This is a genomic window from Gordonia rubripertincta, from assembly GCF_038024875.1.
Taxonomy (GTDB): Bacteria; Actinomycetota; Actinomycetes; order Mycobacteriales; family Mycobacteriaceae; genus Gordonia; species Gordonia rubripertincta.
The window spans coordinates 170,812-190,890 of the sequence record NZ_CP136136.1 but is presented as its reverse complement, the minus strand read 5'-3'; the positions used below and the strand labels follow the sequence as shown (position 1 = coordinate 190,890).

Genomic DNA, 20,079 nt, shown 5'->3' with positions numbered 1-20,079 from the left:
TGCTGGCGGCGATGCCGACGGCGTCGGCAGCTGCGGCGCGGGTGATCACCGACGCGGTGCGTGGCGATCAGCTGGTCGGTTATCTGGTGCTTGGTGCCGACGCGGATGTCGATGCGGCTCAGGTGCGTTCGGCGATGGCCGAGCACGTGCCCGGCTACATGGTTCCTGATGCGGTGGTCGCGGTGGAGCGGTTGCCGTTGAACCACAATGGCAAGCTGGACCGTAACGCGTTGCAGGCTCCGGAGTTCGCCGAGACCGAGTACGTCGCACCGGCATCCCCGGCCGAGGAATCGGTGGCCGCGGTCTATGCGGAACTGTTGGGTCTCGAGCAGGTGAGCGTTACCGAGTCGTTCTTCGACCTGGGCGGCAACTCGCTGTTGGCGGCCCGGCTTGCCGCCCGTGTGTCGGCCGCTCTCGGCGCCGAGGTGTCAGTCCGCGATGTGTTCGATGCGTCGAGCGTGCGCAGCCTTGTCATGGCGACCTCCGACGCCGCTCCGGCACTACCACCGATCGTCAGAGTGGCGCCCCGGCCGGGTCGTGTTCCGTTGTCGTTCGCCCAGCAGCGCATGTGGTTCATCAACCAGCTCGAGCCGTCCAGCGGGATGTACAACATCCCGGCGTTGCTGCGTGTTTCCGGTGCACTCGATGTGGACGCGTTGCATGCGGCGCTGGGTGATGTGTTGGCGCGGCATGAGGTGTTGCGAACGACGTTCCCCAGTGCTGATGGGGAGCCGTACCAGCTCGTCCACGCCGTGGACGAGATCGCCGAACGTCTGGACTGGCGACAGGTGGGCTCGATCTCCGACATCGAGGCGGCTGTCTCGGGCGGGTTCGCACTGGAACGCGGCTGGCCGTTGCGGGCACGTGTCTGGGAGTGCGAACCGGGGGAGCACGTCGTCGCGGTGGTCATGCACCACATCGCATCAGACGGTGAATCGCTGACGCCGCTGGTGACAGATCTGGTCACCGCGTACGTCGCGCGATCGAGCGGCGAGCCGCCCGCATTCGCGCCGTTGGACGTGCAGTACGCCGACTTCGCCCTGTGGCAGCGAGATGTTCTCGGGTCGCCGGATGATGCGGAGTCGGTGGTCGGCCGGCAATTGGCGTACTGGTCCGAGAAACTGGCGGGCCTACCGGATGTCCTCGAGTTGCCCGCCGATCGACCGAGGCCGGCGGTGGCATCGGGGCGTGGCGTGCGAACGGCCTTCGATATTCCGTCGACGGTCACCGAGCGCGTGCAACAGGTGGCCGACGCCCACGGGGTGACCCCGTTCATGGTGCTGCATGCCGCGCTCGCGGTGACGCTGTCCCGTTTGAGCGGTACCAATGACATCGCCATCGGAACCCCCATCGCGGGGCGTGGACGCGAGGCGCTTGACCCGCTGATCGGCATGTTCGTGAACACCCTCGTCCTGCGCACCGACGTCGATACAGCGAGCTCGTTCACCCAGTTGCTCGATCGCGTCCACACCGTCGACGTGGATGCGTTCGCGAATGCGGATGTGCCGTTCGAGGCCGTTGTCGATGCGGTCAACCCCGTGCGTAGCGAAGCGTTCGCTCCGCTCGCCCAGGTGATGCTCGTCGCGGCTCCGAGGACAGCGGGTGTGCCGCGGGCGATCGAACTCGGCGACCTCGAGTTCGCGCCGGTGGTCACCGACGAGGTGCCGGCTCAGCGCGATCTCACGGTGAACATCGAGATCGGCGGAACCGGTGCCTGGACGGGTTCGATCGTCGCGGCCGCAGATCTGTTCGATGTGGAGACGGTGGATGTTTTTGCGTCTCGTCTGGTGTCGGTGCTTGATGGGTTGACGGCTGCTCCGGGGTCGGTGGTGGGCGATGTTGCGTTGTTGTCGGCTGCTGAGGATGAGTCGGTTCGGGCGTTGGAGTCCGGTTCGTCGGTGGTGGATTCGGCGGCGTTTGCTGGTGTGGGGTCGTTGGCTGATGGGTTGTCGCGTGCGGTGGCGGCGGATCCGGGTCGTGATGCGTTGGTGTTCGGGGATCGGACGGTGTCGTTTGGTGAGTTCGGTGCTCGGGTGTGGGGGTTGGCGCGTGAGTTGATTTCGGTTGGTGTGGGGCCGGATGTTGCTGTTGCTGTGGTGATTCCGCGGTCGGTGGAGTTGTTGGTGGCGGTTCATGCGGTGGTTGCTGCTGGTGGGCAGTATGTGCCGGTGGATCCGGAGGCGCCTGCTGATCGTGTGGGGTACATGTTGGCGACGTCGGGTGCGTCGGTGGTGTTGGTGGCTGAGGGGTTGCCGGTGCCGTCGGTGGTGGCTGGTGTTGATGGTGTTGTGGTGTTGGGGGTGGATGCGTCGGGTTCGTTTGATGCTGGTGTGGGGCCGGTGTCGGATGTGGATCGGTTGGCGCCGTTGGGTGTTGATGATGCGTTGTACACGTTGTTCACGTCGGGGTCGACGGGGCGGCCGAAGGGTGTGACGGTGTCGCATCGGTCGGTGCTGAATCGGTTGGCGTGGATGGATGCGTGGTATCCGGTGTCGGGGTCGGATCGGTTGTTGCAGAAGACGCCGGTGACTTTTGATGTGTCGGTGTGGGAGTTGTTCTGGCCGTTGGTGTCTGGTGTTCCGTTGGTGATTGCGGAGCCGGGGCGTCATGGGGATCCGGAGTATTTGCGTGAGGTGATTGTCGGCAACGGGGTGTCGGTGGTGCATTTTGTGCCGTCGATGTTGTCGGCGTTTGTTGATGTGTTGGGTGATCGGTTGGGCGAGTTGTCGTCGTTGAAGCATGTGTTTGCTTCGGGTGAGGCGTTGGCGCCGGCGGTGGCGGATGGGTTGTTGTCGCGGTTGCCGGGTGTGGGTCTGCACAATTTGTATGGGCCGACTGAGGCTGCGGTGGATGTGACGGCGTATTCGGTGCGGGCTGGTGATGTGGTGGTGCCGATTGGTTCGCCGGTGCCCAATACGGTGACGCGGGTGTTGGATTCGCGGTTGGCGCGGGTTCCGGTGGGTGTTCCGGGTGAGTTGTATCTCGGTGGTGTGCAGGTGGCGCGGGGGTATGCGGCGCGGCCGGATCTGACTGCGGAGCGTTTTGTTGCGGATCCGTTCGGTGGGCCGGGGGAGCGGTTGTATCGGACTGGGGATTTGGTGCGGTGGAATGTTTCGGGTGAGTTGGAGTATTTGGGGCGTACCGATTTCCAGGTGAAGTTGCGTGGTCAGCGGTTGGAGTTGGGGTGAGGTCGAGGCTGCGGTGGCGGCGGCGCCGGGTGTGGTGCATGCGGCGGCGGTGGTGGCCGAGTCTGCTGGTGGGCAGCAGTTGGTGGGGTATGTGGCGCCGGCTGATGTTGATGTGGATGTGGTTGCTGGGTCGGTGGCGTCGGTGTTGCCGGGGTATATGCGTCCGTCGGTGTGGGTGCGGTTGGATGTGATGCCGTTGACCTCGTCGGGCAAGGTGGATCGTAAGGCGTTGCCTGCGCCGGTGTTCGAGGCTGTGGAGTATGTGGCTCCGGCTTCGGATGCTGAGGAGCGGGTTGCGGCGGTGTTTGCGACTTTGCTTGATGTTGAGCGTGTTTCGGTGACCGAGTCGTTCTTCGACCTCGGGGGTAACTCGTTGTCGGCGATGCGTTTGGTGGCGCGGGTGTCGGATGCGTTGGGTGTGCAGGTCGGTATTCGTGATGTGTTCGATGCGCCGTCGGTGCGGGAGTTGGTTGCCGCGGTGGCCGATCGTGCTGCGGCGTTGCCGCCGGTCACCCGCGTGGAACCGCGCCCCGAAAGCCTGCCCCTCTCGCGGGCTCAGCGTCGGATGTGGTTCCTCAACCAGTTCGACACCGGATCCGGTGCCTACAACATCCCGGTCGCCCTCACGTTGACCGGGAACGTCGACGACACCTTGCTGTACGACTCGGTCGGCGACGTCGTCGCACGCCACGAGGTACTGCGCACCGTCTACCCGTCTGTCGGTGCCGCACCGGTGCAGGAAGTCCTGCCCGTCGCTGCGGCCCGGGAGCGGCTCGACTGGCACGAGGCCGACTCGATCGATTCCCTGATCCGTTCGACCACAGAGGGATTCGACGTCAGCTCACAGCTGCCGATCCGCGGCCGTTTCCACCGCGACGAGGCCGGTCTGCACGTCGCGATCACGGCGCATCACATCGCGATGGACGGCCAGTCCATCCCCGTCCTCGCCCGCGATCTGATGACCGCCTACGCGGCACGGGCCGAGGGCAGCGACGCCGGCCTGCCGGTCCTCGACGTCCAATACGCCGACTACGCCCTCTGGCAGCAGACCGTCCTCGGCGACGCAGCGGACGAGTCGAGCGTCCTCGGCGGACAGCTCGCGCATTGGTGCCGTGCTCTCGCCGGACTGCCCACGGTGACCGACCTGCCGATGGATCGTCCACGCCCGGCCGTGCTGAGCACCTCGGGTGCGACGGTCACGGTCGAGTTCGACGACACCGTCGCGGACGGCGTCGACGCGCTGGCCCGTAGCAACACCATGACGGCGTTCATGGTCACCGAGGCGGCCTTCGCGGCGACCGTCGCCCGACTCGCCTCCACCACCGACGTCGTGATCGCGACCCCGATCGCGGGCCGCAACGACGCCGCGCTCGAGAACCTCATCGGCATGTTCGTCAACACGCTGCTGCTGCGCACGCAGGTCGATCCCGGGCACAGCGTCGGCGACCTGCTCGGCAGTGTGCGCACAGCGGTGCTGGATGCCTTCGCCAACGATCAGGTCCAGTTCGACGATCTGATCGAGACACTGGCACCCGAACGCTCGTCGTCGTACCAGCCTCTGGCCCAGATCGCGTTCACCTACACCGAAGCGGCAGGGGAAGAGACCGCCGGACTCGAGGCCGCGGATATCGAGGTCGCGCCGGTCGGCCCCGCCACCGCGGACGCCAAGTTCGACCTGACGGTCGCGATCCGCGCACGCGGTGATGGCGCTCCGATGGCCGCGGACTTCATCTACGCCACCGATCTCTTCGACGAGTCCACCGTGGAACGGTTCGCCGAGGTGTACCGGCGTGTGTTGACCGCTGTCGTCGAGAACCAGGACATCGCGGTCGGCGACATCGACATCGTCGGTGCCGAACGCGTGGAGCCGGCACCTGCTGCGGCGGTGGCGGTTCGCACGCCCGGCGCGATGGTCGGCCGCGGCGGCGAGGTCGAGGCAGGGACACTCATCGACGTCCTCGCCCAGCGCGACCTCGACCCCGACCACCCGGCGCTCATCTGCGACGGCACCGAGCTCGACTACGACGAGTTCGAGACGCGTACCAACGCGATCGCGCGAGCGTTGCTCGCCCGCGGGGTCTCGCCCGAGGACGTCGTCGCGGTCGGCATGGAGCGGTCCATCGGCTCTGTCCTTGCGACGTGGGGCGTCATCAAGAGCGGCGCGGCCTATGTGCCCGTCGACCCGGCATACCCGGCCGACCGCATCGCCTACATGCTCGACGACTCGGGCGCGACCGTCGGCATCACCGATGCGGGCACCCGTGCACGTCTGGGCGAATCGCCCTGCGAATGGGTCGATCTCGCAGATCTCGAGTCCGAGGCCGAATCCGGTGACGATATCGACGATTCCGAGCGCAACGGATCGGTGCGGCTGACCAACCTGGCGTACCTGATCTACACATCGGGTTCGACCGGTCGTCCGAAGGCCGTCGGCGTCTCGCACACCGGCATCGTCGACTTCGTCAACTCGCTCGCCAAGATCACCACGGGCACACCGGAAGACGAGCCCGACACCCGGATCCTGCACGTCGCATCGCCGAGCTTCGACGCGTCGATGTTCGAGATGGCCTGGGCCATCCCCGCCGGACACACCCTGGTGATCGCGCCCCAGGCCGATTTCGCCGGCGACGCGCTGGCGACGGTGCTGGAGCGCGACGAGGTCACCGACATGATCATCACGCCGTCGGTGCTGGCGACGGTTGATCCGGAACGTGCCCAGTACGTGCGGAACCTGGCAACCGGTGGCGAGGCGTGTCCGCCGGAGCTGGTCGAGCGTTGGTCGGAGCGCGGCCGCCGCATCTTCAACTGCTACGGGCCCACCGAGGCAACAGTGTGGGCGACCCGGTCGCGTCTCACTGCCGGTAAGCCGGTGACGATCGGAAAGCCGGTCGACGGCTTCTCCGTTCGCGTCCTCGACGGACGGTTGCACGAGGTGCCGCAGGGCGTGGTGGGCGAACTGTATCTGTCCACCGAGGGCCTGGCACGCGGTTACCTCGGTCGTCCCGGCCAGACAGCGACCAGCTTCGTCGCCGATCCGTTCGGTGAGCCGGGCGCGCGGATGTACGCGACCGGCGACCTGGTGCGGGTGGCAAAGGGCGGCAATCTCGAATTCGCCGGCCGCGCCGACCATCAGGTCAAGATCAACGGTCAGCGTGTGGAACTCGGCGAGATCGAAGCCGTGCTCGACGCCCAGCCGGGTGTCGCGCAGTCGGTCGTGGTCGGCGTCGAGTCGACTCGCGGCGGACGCAAGCACACCGAGGTCGTGGCCTACCTGGTCGCCAAGCCCGGCGCGACCATCGACAGCACCGCGGTCCTCGACGAGGCGGCCCAGCACCTGGCGGCGCACATGGTGCCCAGCCAGGCGATCGCCATCGACGAGATCCCGCTGACCCCGGCGGGCAAGCTCGATCGCACCGCGCTGCCCGAACCGCATGCCCCCGAACCGGCCGAGTACGTCGCACCGGCGAACCCCGCCGAAGAGAACCTCGCTCGGATCGTCGGCGGCCTGCTGGGCGACGAGCGGATCAGCGTCACCGAGTCGTTCTTCGCCCTCGGCGGCGACTCGATCATGTCGATCCAGCTGTCGTCCGCGGCAAAGGCGGCCGGTATCCACCTGTCGCCCCGAGAGATCTTCGAGCTGAAGACGATTCGCGCGATGGCGGCTGCCGCAGCGGCCTCGGGCGGTCCGGTCGAGCTGATCGCGGAGCTGCCGGGCGGTGGGGCCGGTGACATGCCACTTCCGCCGGTCGCCTCCTGGATGATCGAGCACTCCGAGCAGCCCGCCGATTTCGCGGACTTCTCGCAGCCGCTCGTGTTCGGTTTCCCGAGAGATGCCGAGGTCACCGACCTGCAGGCGGTCGTCGAAGCCGTCGCGGCAGCGCATCCGATGCTGACTGCTGTCCTCACGCGGGACAGTGGCGAGTGGAATCTGACCGCCGGCGCGGGAACCGTGCCGGCCGTTCACGAGATCGACGCCGCCGGACCGATGGCCGAGGCCCTCCTCGACGCGCATCGCGAACTGCTGAACGCGCTCGATCCGGTAACCGGCTCCCTGTTCGGGACCGCGGTCGTCAACGGCGACGGCTGGCGTCGCCTGGTGATCGCGATCCATCACCTGGGCGTCGATGCCGTGTCGTGGCCGATCCTCGTCGAGGATCTCGTCACGGCGTGGGCACAACAGACCTCCGGCCGGCCCATCGAACTCCGCCCGGAGGGCACGTCCGCACGCCGGATCGCGCATCTCCTCGCCGACCAGGTGGACGCTCGTGCGGGCGAGGCCGACTACTGGCTCGAGCAACTGCCGGCGCGACCGACCTCGTTCGGCGACGCCGCCGACCGATCCCTCCACCGGTGGGGCGATGAGTCCTCGCTGACCTACGTGGTCGATGACGTCGCCGGACAGATCCTGACCGCGGTTCCCCAGGCGTTCGGGAGCAGCGTCGACGACGTCCTGCTCGGAGCGCTCGCGCGAGCGGTGCGCTCGTGGCAACTCGACAACGGGATCGCCGACGACGGACCGGTCGCGGTGTCGACCGAGGGCCACGGCCGAGACGAGAGCATCGCCGGCGACGGGGGCGCCATCGACCTGTCCCGGACGGTCGGCTGGTTCACCAGCATCACCCCGCTGGCCGTCGACCCGTCGAGCGACGTCGTCCGCGCGATCAAGTCGGCGAAGGACATGCGCGTGTCCCGTCCGGGTGGCGGGGTCGGCTTCGGCATCCTCCGTTACAACTCCGACGGCGAGCTCGCGCGTCGCCCGCTCCCGTCGATCCTGTACAACTTCTTCGGCGGTGGAACCGCCCCGACCACCGACACGACGCCGGACGAGTTCCTACCGGCGTCCGACGGCCCGCACCTCCCGCCCACGGTGTCGAGTGCGATGCGATCGCCGAGCGTCTTCGGGATCAACATCAGCACGGCCGGACGCGAGCAGAAGCAGCTGGAGGCGACGGTCACCTACGCCCGCGACGTCCTCGACGAGGCCGCCGCGACCGACATCGCCGAGCGCTGGCACCGGGAACTGCGCGCCGTCGCAGAACTCGTCGCCGGCGGTGCGGACGTGGGCCTCAGCCGCGCCGATGTGCCCGGTGTCGAGGTCACGCAGGATGACCTCGACCGTCTCGCCGAGCAGTACCCCGGAGTCGACGTCTGGCCGCTGACCCCGCTGCAGCAGGGCCTCTTCTTCCAGGCCGACCTCGCGAGCAACGCGGGTGCCGACCACGCGGGCATCGACGTCTACGTCACGCAGACCGTCCTGACGCTGACCGGTGACATCGACGCCGACCGACTGCGGACAGCGCTCGGACAGCTTCTCGACCGTCAGCGGGTGCTGCGTTCGGGCTTCGTACGGCTGTCGAACGGCGCAGCGGTCACCGTTGTGCCGGCCGAGGTGAACGTGCCGTGGCGGGTCGTCGACCTCCGAGCCGACGACCCCGCAGCGCGCCAGAGCCGGGTCGACGCCGTCATCGCCGAGGAGCGGGCGAAGCCGTTCGACATGGCCCAGCCACCGCTCATCCGCACGGTGCTGATCGAGCACGCTGACGGTGCCGAGGTGGTCATCACCAACCACCACCTGCTGATCGACGGTTGGTCGAGTCCGCTCGTGCTCGCCGATCTCCTCTCGCTGTACGCGACGGGGGAGACCTTCACGGGGTCGCTGCCGGGTGCATCCCAGCGCGACTTCGCCGACCACGCGCGTGCGGTCGCCACGACCGACACCGCCGCCGGCCTCGCCGCCTGGCGCGAGGTGCTCGCGCCCGTCACCGAGCCCACACTGGTCGCACCCGGTCACGAGCCCGCCGCGGACGCTCCGCCCCGCGACTTCGAGTTCACCGTCGACGTCGACGTGACCGAACGTCTCGAAGCATTGGCACGGGACAACTCGACCACGATGTCGACCGTCGTCCAGTTCGCCTGGGCGGTGTTCCTCTCTCGTCTCACGGGCAACCGGACGGTGTCCTTCGCGGAGACGGTCTCCGGCCGCTCGCCCGACATCGAGGGCATGGAGTCGATGGTCGGCATGTTCATCAACACGATCCCGGCCGTCGTCGACGTCGATCCCGACGCCACGGTGGTCGACGCGCTGACCGCGATGCAGAACGACAAGGTGAAGGTCCTCGACCACCAGCAGATCGGACTGCCCGTCCTGGTCGCCCAGACCGGACTGCCCACGCTGTTCGACACCCTCGCCGTCTACGAGTCGTACCCGGTGAACGTCGACTCGGTCGCCGGCATCGACGCGTCGTCGGCCGGCGGGCTGCAACTTGTGGGCGCCGAGACGTCGGACGCGACGCACTACCCGCTCAACCTGTCCGCGTCTCGCCGCGGCGCCGAGCTCGCGCTGAAGATCAAGTTCCTGCCGACTGCGTTCACACCGGAGCAGGTCGCGATCTTCGCGGACGTGCTGACCGAGCTGTTCGGGGCGATCGCCGAGGCTCCCGAGAACACCTGCGCCCGTCTGCCGCTCCTGTCGGCAGAGGCCGGTGCCGCACTCGCACCTGTGACCGGTGGACCGGCGACGGACCCGGTGACGTTGTCCGAGCTGTTCCGGGCCGCGGTACGCCGCGCACCCGACAACACGGCCGTCGTCGACGGTGCCGGTGCACGACTCACCTATCGGGAACTCGACGAGGCCTCGGACCGCCTGGCCCGCTGGTTGATCGGTCACGGCGTCGGACCCGAGCAGGCCGTCGCACTCGCGATCGGCCGCTCGGCTCGACTGCTGACCGCCATCTGGGCGGTGGCGAAGACCGGTGGCGCCTATGTGCCCATCGACCCCGACTATCCGGCCGAGCGCGTCGCGTCGATGATCGAGGATTCCGGTGCGGTACTCGGATTGTCGGTTGTCGAGACCGGTGACCTGCCGGCCGATGGGTTCGAGTGGGTGCGACTGGACGACGACTCGGTGGCAGCCGAGATCGCCGCCGCGCCCGCCGGCCCGATCACCGAGACCGAGCGCCTCGGGGACGTGACCGCGGCGAACCTCGCCTACGTCATCTACACGTCCGGGTCGACCGGCCGCCCGAAGGGCGTGGCGGTCACCCACTCGGGGCTGGCGAACTTCGCCCGTCAGGAATCCGAACGCCTGGATGCCGGCGACGCCCCGGTGGTGCTCGGGTTCGCCTCACCGAGCTTCGACGCATCGGTGCTCGAATACCTGCTGGCGACGGTCAACTCGGGCACGCTGGCCTACCGCCCGTCGGAAGCGGTCGGCGGGGCAGCGCTGGAGAAGTTCATCGCCGAACACGGTGCGACGCACACGTTCCTGACGCCGTCGGTCCTCTCGACGATGGATCCGGCCGCGGTGCCGAGTCTTCGGGTGATCGCGGCCGGCGGCGAAGCGGTGCCGCAACCGATCGTCGACCGGTGGGCCGGAGCGACGCAGCTGCACAACCTGTACGGCCCGACCGAGACGACGATCGGCATCACGATCTCGGCGGCGATGCAGCCGGGCGACCCGGTGCGCCTCGGTGGTCCGATCGGCGGGGTGGATCTGATGGTCCTCGACGACCGGTTGCGACCGGTCCCCGTCGGCATGCCGGGCGAGCTGTACGTGGCCGGGGGTGCACTCTCCCGCGGCTATCTCGATCGGTCCGGCCTCACCGCCGAGCGGTTCACCGCCAACCCGTACGGCGAAGCCGGACAACGGATGTACCGCACCGGTGACGTCGTCCGGTGGACACCCGACGCGAAAACCGGCGGCCTGACCCTCGAGTACACCGGCCGTTCCGACGACCAGGTGAAGCTGCGCGGCCTGCGCATCGAGCTGGGTGAGATCGAGGCCGTGCTCGCCGAGCACGACGCAGTCGAGTCCGCCGTGGTCCTCGGTGTCGGTGGCTCCGTGGCGACGGCGCTGGCCGCCTACATCGTCCCGGCCGACGGCACGGTCGAGGTGGCCGAGCTGAAGACCTTCGCAGGTCGTCGCCTGCCGGCGTACATGGTGCCCTCGTCGTTCACCGTGATCGACGAACTGCCGTTGACGCCGGTCGGCAAGCTCGACAAGCGAGCCCTCCCGGAGCCCGTTCTCGAGGCCGGCGAGTACGTCGCGCCGGCGGCCGGCACCGAGAGCACGATCGCCGACGTGGTCGCATCCGTCCTCGGCATCGACGCCGGTCTCGTCTCGGCGACATCGAGCTTCTTCGAACTCGGCGGCGACTCGCTCTCGGCGGCACGGCTCGCAGCCCGGTTGTCCGATCAGCTCGGTGTGGCCGTCTCGGTTCGCGACGTCTTCGAGGCCGGTTCCGTCCGCGCCCTCGCCGAGGCCGTCGGCGGCTTCGAGACCTCCGCGCTGCCGCCGGTCACCGCGGTGACCCCACGTCCGGACCGCGTCCCGTTGTCGTTCGCACAGCAACGAATCTGGTTCATCAACCAGTTGGAACCGGAAGCCCCGACCTACAACATCTCGGTCGGCGTCCGCCTGTCCGGTCGCCTGGACGTGCCCGCCCTCGAGGCGGCGGTGCACGACGTGGTGGCCCGCCACGAAGTCCTGCGGACGACCTTCCCGGACGTCGACGGCGAGCCGTCCCAGCTGGTCCACGCCGCGGATTCACCAGCGGCCGAGCCGGATTGGGCGATCGCCTCCGGCGAGGAGGATTTGGTCGCCGCCGCCGGTTCCGGATTCGACGTCGCTGCAGCACCGCCGTTCCGGGTTCGCCTGCTGAAGGTCGGCGACAACGAGCACATCCTGCTGGCCGTACTGCATCACCTCGTCGGCGACGGTGAGTCGATGCGACCGCTGATCGGCGACATAGTGGGCGCGTATCTCGCCCGGGCAGCCGGCGGGGCACCGCAGTTCACGCCGCTCGAGGTGCAGTTCGCCGACTACGCGTTGTGGCAGCGCAGTGCGCTCGGGTCGCCGGACGACCCGACGTCGGTGGTCGGGCAGCAGCTCGAGTACTGGGCGCGGCAACTCGCCGGGGCGCCCGACGTACTGGACCTGCCGGCCGACCGCCCACGACCGACGGTCGCCTCGCACCGGGGCGCGATGGAGACGGTGCCGTTGCCGGCCGAGGTGAGCACGCGTGTCGACGAACTGGCTCGCGAGCGCGGCGTGACCCCGTTCATGGTCGTGCACGCGGCGCTGGCGGTGCTGCTGTCGAGGTTGTCGGCAACCGATGACATCGCGGTCGCGACCCCGATCGCCGGCCGTGGTCAGCAGGCTCTCGAACCGTTGGTCGGCATGTTCGTCAACACCCTCGTGCTGCGCACGCCGGTCTCGCCCCGGGGCCGGTTCGCCGACCTCCTCGACGAGGTGCGTTCGGTCGACCTCGAGGCCTTCGCCCACGCCGACGTGCCCTTCGAGGCCATTGTCGAACGGGTCCAGCCCGTGCGTTCGCAGGCTTTCGCCCCGCTCGCACAGGTGATGGTGACCGTCGTCGACCAGACCGCGGCCGAGAGCGGTGACAGGCATGCGGAAGCAGGCGAGCTGACCGTCACCCCCGTGGAGTCCCCGGTGGTTCCGGCACAGTACGACCTCACGCTGACCGTCGGCACCAACCGCGGTGGCGACGGAGAGGTGCGCCTCGTCTACGCCACCGACCTGTACGACGCGCAGACCGTGCGGAGACTGGCCGAGCGGTTCGTCGCCGTACTCGACCACCTGAGCTCGCGGCCGGAGGCGCTTGTGGCCCAGGCCCCGCTCATGTCCCGCGAGGAACGCGAGGAGGTCCTCGACTGGTCGCGGGGCGCGTCGGACGGCTCTGTGGCGGCGACCTTGATCGAGTTCGCGACAGGTAATGTCCGATGAGGAACGGCAGAGAACATGGCGGGGGCCGCACCGGGGACAACGAGGAGAATCAACCGAACGTGTCGGAGCTGACCAGGACGCACACCTCGACACAGACCGCGTCGACACCGGCTCTGGTTTTCGGTGATCGCCGGGTGTCGCGAGACGAGTTCACGGCACGGGTCGCCGACCTCGCGCGCGAGCTCATCGCCGCCGGCGTCGGCCCCGAGGTCGCAGTGGGCGTGCAGATCGAGCGGTCGGTCGAACTCCTCGTCGCCGTCCACGCGATCACCGAGGCCGGCGGACATTACGTGCCGCTCGACGCAGAGCTCCCCGACGAACGACTCCGCTACATGGTCGCGACCTCTGGAGCCCGGCTCGTCCTGGTCCGGGACGACGCCGCGGCGTCGCGCGATCGGTACGAAGGGATGGCCGCGGTCCGAACCGTCGACTGCAAGGGCCCGACACCCGATGCGACCCCGATCACCGACGCCGACCGCCTCTCGCCGGTTCGCGGCGAGACCGCCGCGTACACGATTTTCACGTCCGGCTCGACCGGGCGTCCCAAGGGCGTCACCGTCTCGCACCGAGCAGTCGCCAACCGGCTCCGCTGGATGCGGGACTGGTACTCGCTGACCGCCGACGACGTGTTCATCCAGAAAACACCGATCACCTTCGACGTGTCGGTGGGGGAACTGTTCCTGCCCATCGGTCTCGGGGCCACCCTGGTCATCGCCGATCCGGGTCGCCACGGCGACCCCGAATACGTCGCCGACCTCATCGCGGCCGAGTCCGTGACGGTCGTGCACTTCGTCCCGTCGATGCTCTCGGCGTTCAGCGATGTCCTCGGCGGCCGGCTCGCCGACCTCACCGGACTCCGGCTGTTGTTCACCTCGGGTGAGGCCCTCACCGCGGCGGTCGCCGAACCCGCGCTCGCCGCCCTGCCGGATCTCGAGATCCACAATCTCTACGGACCGACCGAGGCGGCCGTCGAAGTCACCGCCCAGCCGGTCGTCCTCGGCGATCGCAACGTGCCGATCGGCGTCCCGGTTCCCGACACCCCAGACCTACATCCTGGACTCGTCCCTCAACCCGGTCCCGGCCGGTGTCCCGGGAGAGCTGTATCTCGGTGGCGTCCAGGTCGCGCGTGGCTATGCGGCGCGGTCGGATCTGACCTCCGAACGTTTCGTCGCCGACCCGTTCGGCGCACCCGGCTCACGCCTTTATCGCACCGGCGACCTCGTCCGGTGGAATCGCAGCGGCGCCATCGAGTACCTCGGCCGCACCGACTTCCAGGTGAAGCTGCGCGGTCAGCGACTCGAGCTCGGCGAGGTCGAGGCAGCCATCGCGGCGGGCCCCGGCGTGGTGCACTCGGCCGCCTCGGTTGTCGACGGCCCCGGCGGTCAGGTGCTCGTCGGGTATCTGTCACCCGACGACGTCGATCTCGACGCGGTCGCCAAGGGCGTCGCCGCGCGACTGCCCGAATACATGCGGCCGGGCACCTGGGTCCGGCTGTCCTCGATGCCACTGAACAGCTCGGGCAAGGTCGACCGTCGTGCACTGCCGGCGCCCGACTTCGGTGCGACCGAGTACGTGGCGGCCGAGACCGCCGACGAGCAAACCGTCGCCAAACTCTTCGCCGAACTCCTCGGCCTCGCCCGGGTCGGAGTCACCGAATCGTTCTTCGACCTCGGTGGCAGCTCCCTGTCCGCCACGCGCATCGCGGCCCGGATCTCCAACGAGCTCGGCGTCGCCGTCTCGGTGCGCGACGTCTTCGACGCGCCCAGCGTTCGCGAACTCGTGGCCGCGGTCCGGGGTCGCGAATCCGCGCTGCCGCCGGTCCGGCGCGTGGACCCGCGTCCAGAGCTCGTGCCGCTGTCGTATGCGCAGCAGCGGATGTGGTTCATCAACCAGCTCGACCCGGCCAGCGGCATGTACAACATCCCGGTGGTCCTGCGCATCAGCGGTGACCTCGACGCGGTGGCGCTGCGCGCCGCGGTGGTCGACGTCGTGGCCCGTCACGAGACGCTCCGGACGACGTTCCCGGCGGCCGACGGCGCGCCGTTCCAGTTGGTGCACGAGGTCTCCGAGATCGGTGAGCACCTGGACTGGCGACACGTCGGCTCGCTCGCCGACATCGAGGCCGCGGTGTCGAGCGGATTCGTGCTGGAGCGGGAATGGCCCGTCCGAGTGCGTGTCTGGGAGGCTGCGCCGGAGGAGCACGTGGTCGCGCTGGTCATGCACCACATCGCCTCCGACGGCGAGTCGTTCGCGCCCCTGGTCTCCGACCTGGTCACCGCCTACCTCGCCCGCTCGACGGACGAGTCCCCGGTTTTCGCGCCGCTCGAGGTGCAATACGCCGACTTCGCGCTGTGGCAGCGTGAGGTCCTGGGCTCCCCGGACGATCCGTCGTCGGTGGTCGGCCGGCAGCTCGCCTACTGGACCGAGCAGCTGGCAGGCCTGCCGGACGTGCTGGAGCTGCCGACGGATCGGCCGCGCCCGCAGACCGCCAGCGGGCGGGGCGCACAGACCGCCTTCGACATCCCTGCCGATGTCACCGATGGCATCTCGAGACTGGCCGCCCAGCGTGGCGTCACCCCGTACATGGTCGTGCACGCGGCCCTTGCCGTCGTACTCGCACGGCTGTCGGGCGACGACGATCTCGCCATCGGGTCGCCGTTCGCCGGGCGCGGCCGGCGCGAACTCGAGCCCCTGGTCGGCATGTTCGTCAACACGCTCGTGTTGCGGTCACACATCGATGGATCGGCGACCTTCGCCGAGTTGCTCGCCGACGTCCGCAACACCGACCTGGCCGCGTTCGCACACGCCGACGTCGCCTTCGAATCGGTTGTCGAGGCGGTCGATCCGGTCCGCAGTGCGGCGTTCGCCCCGCTGACCCAGGTGTGGTTGAGCGTCGAAGAGGGGGCGGGTCAGCAGTCGGCCGAACTGCCCAACGGACTGGTCGTGTCCCCGGTGGAGGACGGACCCACCCTCGCCAAGGTCGACCTCGGTTTCGGTGTCTACACCGCGCCCGCCGGTGACCCCTGGTCCGGGTCGGTCACCTACGCGACCGATCTCTTCGACGAGGGGACGGTCCGTGCGACGGCCGACCGACTGATCCGGGTGCTGGCCGCAGCGGTGGCCGACCCCGACGTACTCGTCGGCGACATCGAACTGCTCGAAGCCGACGAGCACTCCGCCATCGCGGACTGGTCGGGAGCGACGACGTCCCGCGAACTCGGGCTCGCGACAGGCACTCTCGCCGATCTGGTGGAGAAGGTCGAGCCGTCGTTCCTGCACTCCACCGCAGTGATCGACGGCGAACGCACGGTCGATTACGCAGAGCTCACCGATCGCACGAATGCGCTTGCGTGCCAGTTGATCGCCCTCGGCGTCGGTCCCGATGTCCCGGTTGCGATCTCGCTGCCGCGGTCGGTCGAGATGGTGATCGCTTCGCATGCGGTGATCGCCGCCGGGGGTCATTTCGTGCCCATCGGCGTCGACGCGCCCGCGGAACGGGTCCGTTACATCCTCGACGCCACCGGTGCCGACGTGCTCGTGGTGTCGGCGCACGCGCGCGACGCGGCGGACCGCGTCGCGCCGGCCGTGAGGGTCGTCGAGGTCGACGCTTCGGCGCCCCTGACCGGTGACACGTCGACCATCACCGATGCCGACCGCACCGCCCCGCTCCACGCCGACCACGCGATGTACACCATCTTCACCTCGGGTTCGACCGGTAAGCCCAAGGGCGTCACCGTCTCTCATCGTGCCGCGATGGCGATGCTGCACGCCGATCATCTCGACCACGAGTTCACGTCGGCCGACGTCATCCTGGCCGTACTCGACTTCACCTTCGACCCGTCGGTGCTCGACCTGTTCCGTCCGGTCATCAGTCAGGGCGCCCTCGTCATCGTCGGACAGGGTCAGCAACGTGACCCATGGGCGTTGCGCGACTACGTGATCCGGCATCGTGTCACCTCGATCATGATGGTGCCGTCGATGCTCTCGCTGATGCTCGGCGAACTGTCCGACGACGACTTCGCGGCGATGCGATCGGTGCGAACCGTTCAGCTCGGCGGTGAGGCGCTGCCCCCGGCACTCGCCGACGCCATGCACCGCGTGTGGCCGCAGGCCACCCTCCACAACCAGTACGGCCCGACCGAGACCGTCATCTACTCGACGATCGCCGAAGTCGGTTCGGGACTGTCGACGGTCCCCATCGGCATCCCGACCCCGCACGCCACCGCCCAGATCCTCGACGCGCGACTGCATCCGGTGCCGGTCGGCGTGGCGGGCGAGCTCTACCTCGGCGGGATCCAGATCGCCCGCGGTTACATCGGCCGCCCGGGTCTGACCGCCGAACGATTCGTCGCGGACCCGAGCGGACCCGCCGGATCGCGCATGTACCGGACCGGCGACATCGTGCGTTGGCGCGCCGACGGTCAGATCGAATACCTCGGACGCGTCGACTTCCAGGTCAAGCTTCGCGGCCAGCGCATCGAGCTCGGCGAGATCGAGTCGGTGATCGCGTCGGCGCCGGGTGTCCGTGAGGTCGTCGTCACGGTCCTCGAGACTCCCACCGGCGCACAGAGTCTCGTCGCCTACGTCACTGCCGACGCCGACGTCACGGTGAACTCGCTGCGCGACCACGCCGCCGAACGTCTGCTCCCGTTCATGCGCCCGGGTGTGTGGACACTGGTCGACGACATGCCGGTCAACGCGGCGGGCAAGGTCGACCGAGAGCGTCTGCCCGCACCGGACTTCGGCGGAGTCGACGTCGTAGCGCCGGTCGGTGCCGACGAAGAAGCGGTTTCGGCAGTGTTCGCCGACCTCCTCGGCGTCGAGCAGGTCAGCGTCACCGAGTCCTTCTTCGATCTCGGTGGTACGTCCCTCAACGCGGCCCGACTGGCAGCGCGCGTGGCGGCTGCACTGGATGCCGAGGTTCGTGTCCGCGACGTGTTCGATGCCCCCTCGGTCCGAGAACTCGTCGAGGCGGTCGCGGGACGGAGTCCGGCGCTGCCGCCGATCTCCGCCGTCCAGCCGCGGCCCGATCGTGTCCCGCTGTCGTTTGCGCAGCAGCGCATGTGGTTCATCAACCGGTTCGAACCCGGCAACGCCACCTACAACCTGCCGAACGTACTGCGACTGTCCGGACCTCTCGACGTTCCCGCGCTGCGCGCCGCCTTCGTGGACCTGGCGATGCGACATGAGGTGCTCCGCACCACGTTCCCGGCGATCGACGGCGTGCCGTTCCAGGAGGTCGCCGACGCCGCGGACGTCGCGGGGCGTCTCGACTGGGGTGTCGCCGAGTCGATGGCCGACATCCAGGCCGCGGTGACCACCGAATTCGACCTCGCCGTCGACTGGCCGATCCGGGTCCGGCTGTGGCCCGTGGGCACCGACGAACACGTGCTTGCGATCGTCATCCATCACATCGCCGCCGACGGTGAGTCCCTGCGTCCGCTGATCTCCGACCTGGTGGCCGCCTATAGTGCACGGCACGAGGGCTTTGCTCCCGAATTCGCGCCGCTGGACGTTCAATTCGCGGATTTCGCGATCTGGCAGCACGAGGTCCTCGGTTCGCCCGACGATGCCGAGTCGGTCATCGGCAGGCAGCTCGGATATTGGCGCGAGGCACTCGCCGGGATGCCAGACCTGCTCGAACTGCCCTACGACCGGCCGCGGCCCAGAGTCGCCACCGGCCGGGGCGGGGCCACCGCGTTCACCATCCCGGAGAACCTGGCCCGCCGCATCGGCGACGTCGCCACCCGCACCGGCGCGACGCCGTTCATGGTGCTCGACGCCGCACTGGCTACACTGCTCGCCCGAATGTCGGCGACTGATGACATCGCCATCGCCACCCCGGTCGCCGGTCGCGGCCGGCCCGAACTCGACCCGCTGATCGGCATGTTCGTCAACACGCTGGTGCTGCGGTCGAAGATCGATCTCGGTGAGTCCTTCGTCGACGTCGTGTCCCGGACCCGCACCACCGCGCTGGGGGCGTTCGAGAACGCCGACGTGCCGTTCGAGACAGTGGTGGACGCGGTGAACCCGGTGCGCAGCGAGGCCTTCGCGCCGCTGGCCCAGGTGATGCTCACCCTCGACCCCGGGGGCGCGGCGCGTTCGACCGGCTTCCCGGTGGGCGACCTGGTGTTCTCCGGTGTCGAGATCGACAGCCGACCGGCGCAGGTGGATCTGACCTTCATGGTCAATTCCGAGCCCGCCGGCAACTGGCAGGGTGCGGTCGTGTTCGCCACCGACCTCTTCGAGGAGTCGACGGTGCGCACGCTGGCCGCACGGTTCGTGAAGCTGCTCGATGCTCTGACCTCCGACGTGCACAAACCGGTCGGCGACGTCTCGATCCTCGGGACCGACGAAGCAATGTCGATCACCGCCGGACAGCAGGGCCTCGCCCGGACGCTGCCGACCGAGGACCTGGCCTCCGCGCTCGCCGCTAGCGTCGCCGAGTACCCCGATCGCGAAGCCCTCGTGTTCCGGGACCGGAGCGTCACCTACCGCGAACTGGGCGCGCGGGTGAACACCCTGGCCCGGCAATTGATCGCGGCCGGGATCGGCCCGGATGTCGCGGTGGCCGTGTGCATCCCGCGGTCGGTGGAGCTCCTCGTCGCGATCCACGCGATCGTCACCGCTGGCGGACAGTACGTCCCGGTCGACACCGCCGCGCCCGTCGACCGCGCCGAGTACATGGTCGAGACCTCCGGTGCGACAGTCGCTCTCGTCCACGCCGGGTTGCCCACCCCGGAGCCGATCGCCGGACTCGGCGACAAGGTCGGGGTCGTCGCAGTCGATGCGTCGGTGCCGGTCGAGGGCGCCGACGCTCCGGTCACCGACGCCGAGCGGCGTGGTCGACTGCGTCCGCAGCACGCGGCGTACACGATCTTCACCTCCGGATCGACCGGCCGGCCGAAGGCCCGCCTTCTGCCAGTACTGCAGGTAGGCCTCCTGCACGATCTCCTCCGCGTATTCGCGGTCGCGGACGACGCGGAACGCGAGTCCGTAGATGCGTGAACTCGTCAGGTCGTACAGACGCGTGAAGGCGACACGGTCCCCGGTTGAGGCCGATTCCAGGAGATCGCGCAACAAGCGAGATTCGTGTCCACGTCCGTGGTCCGCATCGGGGGTAGCGCTGCCGTCGTCCGATGTCAC

The 20,079-nt window shown here is 68.7% G+C and carries 3 protein-coding genes and 2 pseudogenes (1 of these 5 only partly in view); 4 read left to right on the top strand and 1 reads right to left on the bottom strand.

Going from position 1 to position 20,079, the window contains the following annotated elements; genetic code table 11:
- From RVF83_RS00805 to RVF83_RS23680, 4 genes and pseudogenes are all read left to right on the top strand, one after another.
- Positions 1-3,188, top strand: partial view of an amino acid adenylation domain-containing protein gene (locus tag RVF83_RS00805; RefSeq protein WP_341261983.1) — the end only. It extends 6,385 nt beyond the left edge of the window; the window shows 3,188 of its 9,573 coding nt (coding positions 6,386-9,573); the start codon falls outside the window, past its left edge; it ends in the stop codon at positions 3,186-3,188.
- Complete coding sequence (locus tag RVF83_RS00800) at positions 3,163-12,933, top strand: amino acid adenylation domain-containing protein (RefSeq protein WP_341261982.1); 9,771 nt, start codon at positions 3,163-3,165, stop codon at positions 12,931-12,933. The genes RVF83_RS00805 and RVF83_RS00800 overlap by 26 nt, the downstream gene beginning before the upstream one ends.
- Positions 12,930-16,053, top strand: a pseudogene (locus RVF83_RS23685) (amino acid adenylation domain-containing protein); the annotation flags it as partial. The gene RVF83_RS00800 and the pseudogene RVF83_RS23685, both read left to right, overlap by 4 nt.
- Positions 16,036-19,941, top strand: coding sequence for an amino acid adenylation domain-containing protein (locus RVF83_RS23680; protein WP_423133037.1), 3,906 nt, complete (start codon positions 16,036-16,038; stop codon positions 19,939-19,941). The pseudogene RVF83_RS23685 and the gene RVF83_RS23680, both read left to right, overlap by 18 nt.
- Here RVF83_RS23680 and RVF83_RS00785 read toward each other — a convergent pair.
- Positions 19,843-20,079: pseudogene (locus RVF83_RS00785) on the bottom strand (sigma factor); the annotation flags it as partial. The gene RVF83_RS23680 and the pseudogene RVF83_RS00785 sit on opposite strands and share 99 nt — an antisense overlap.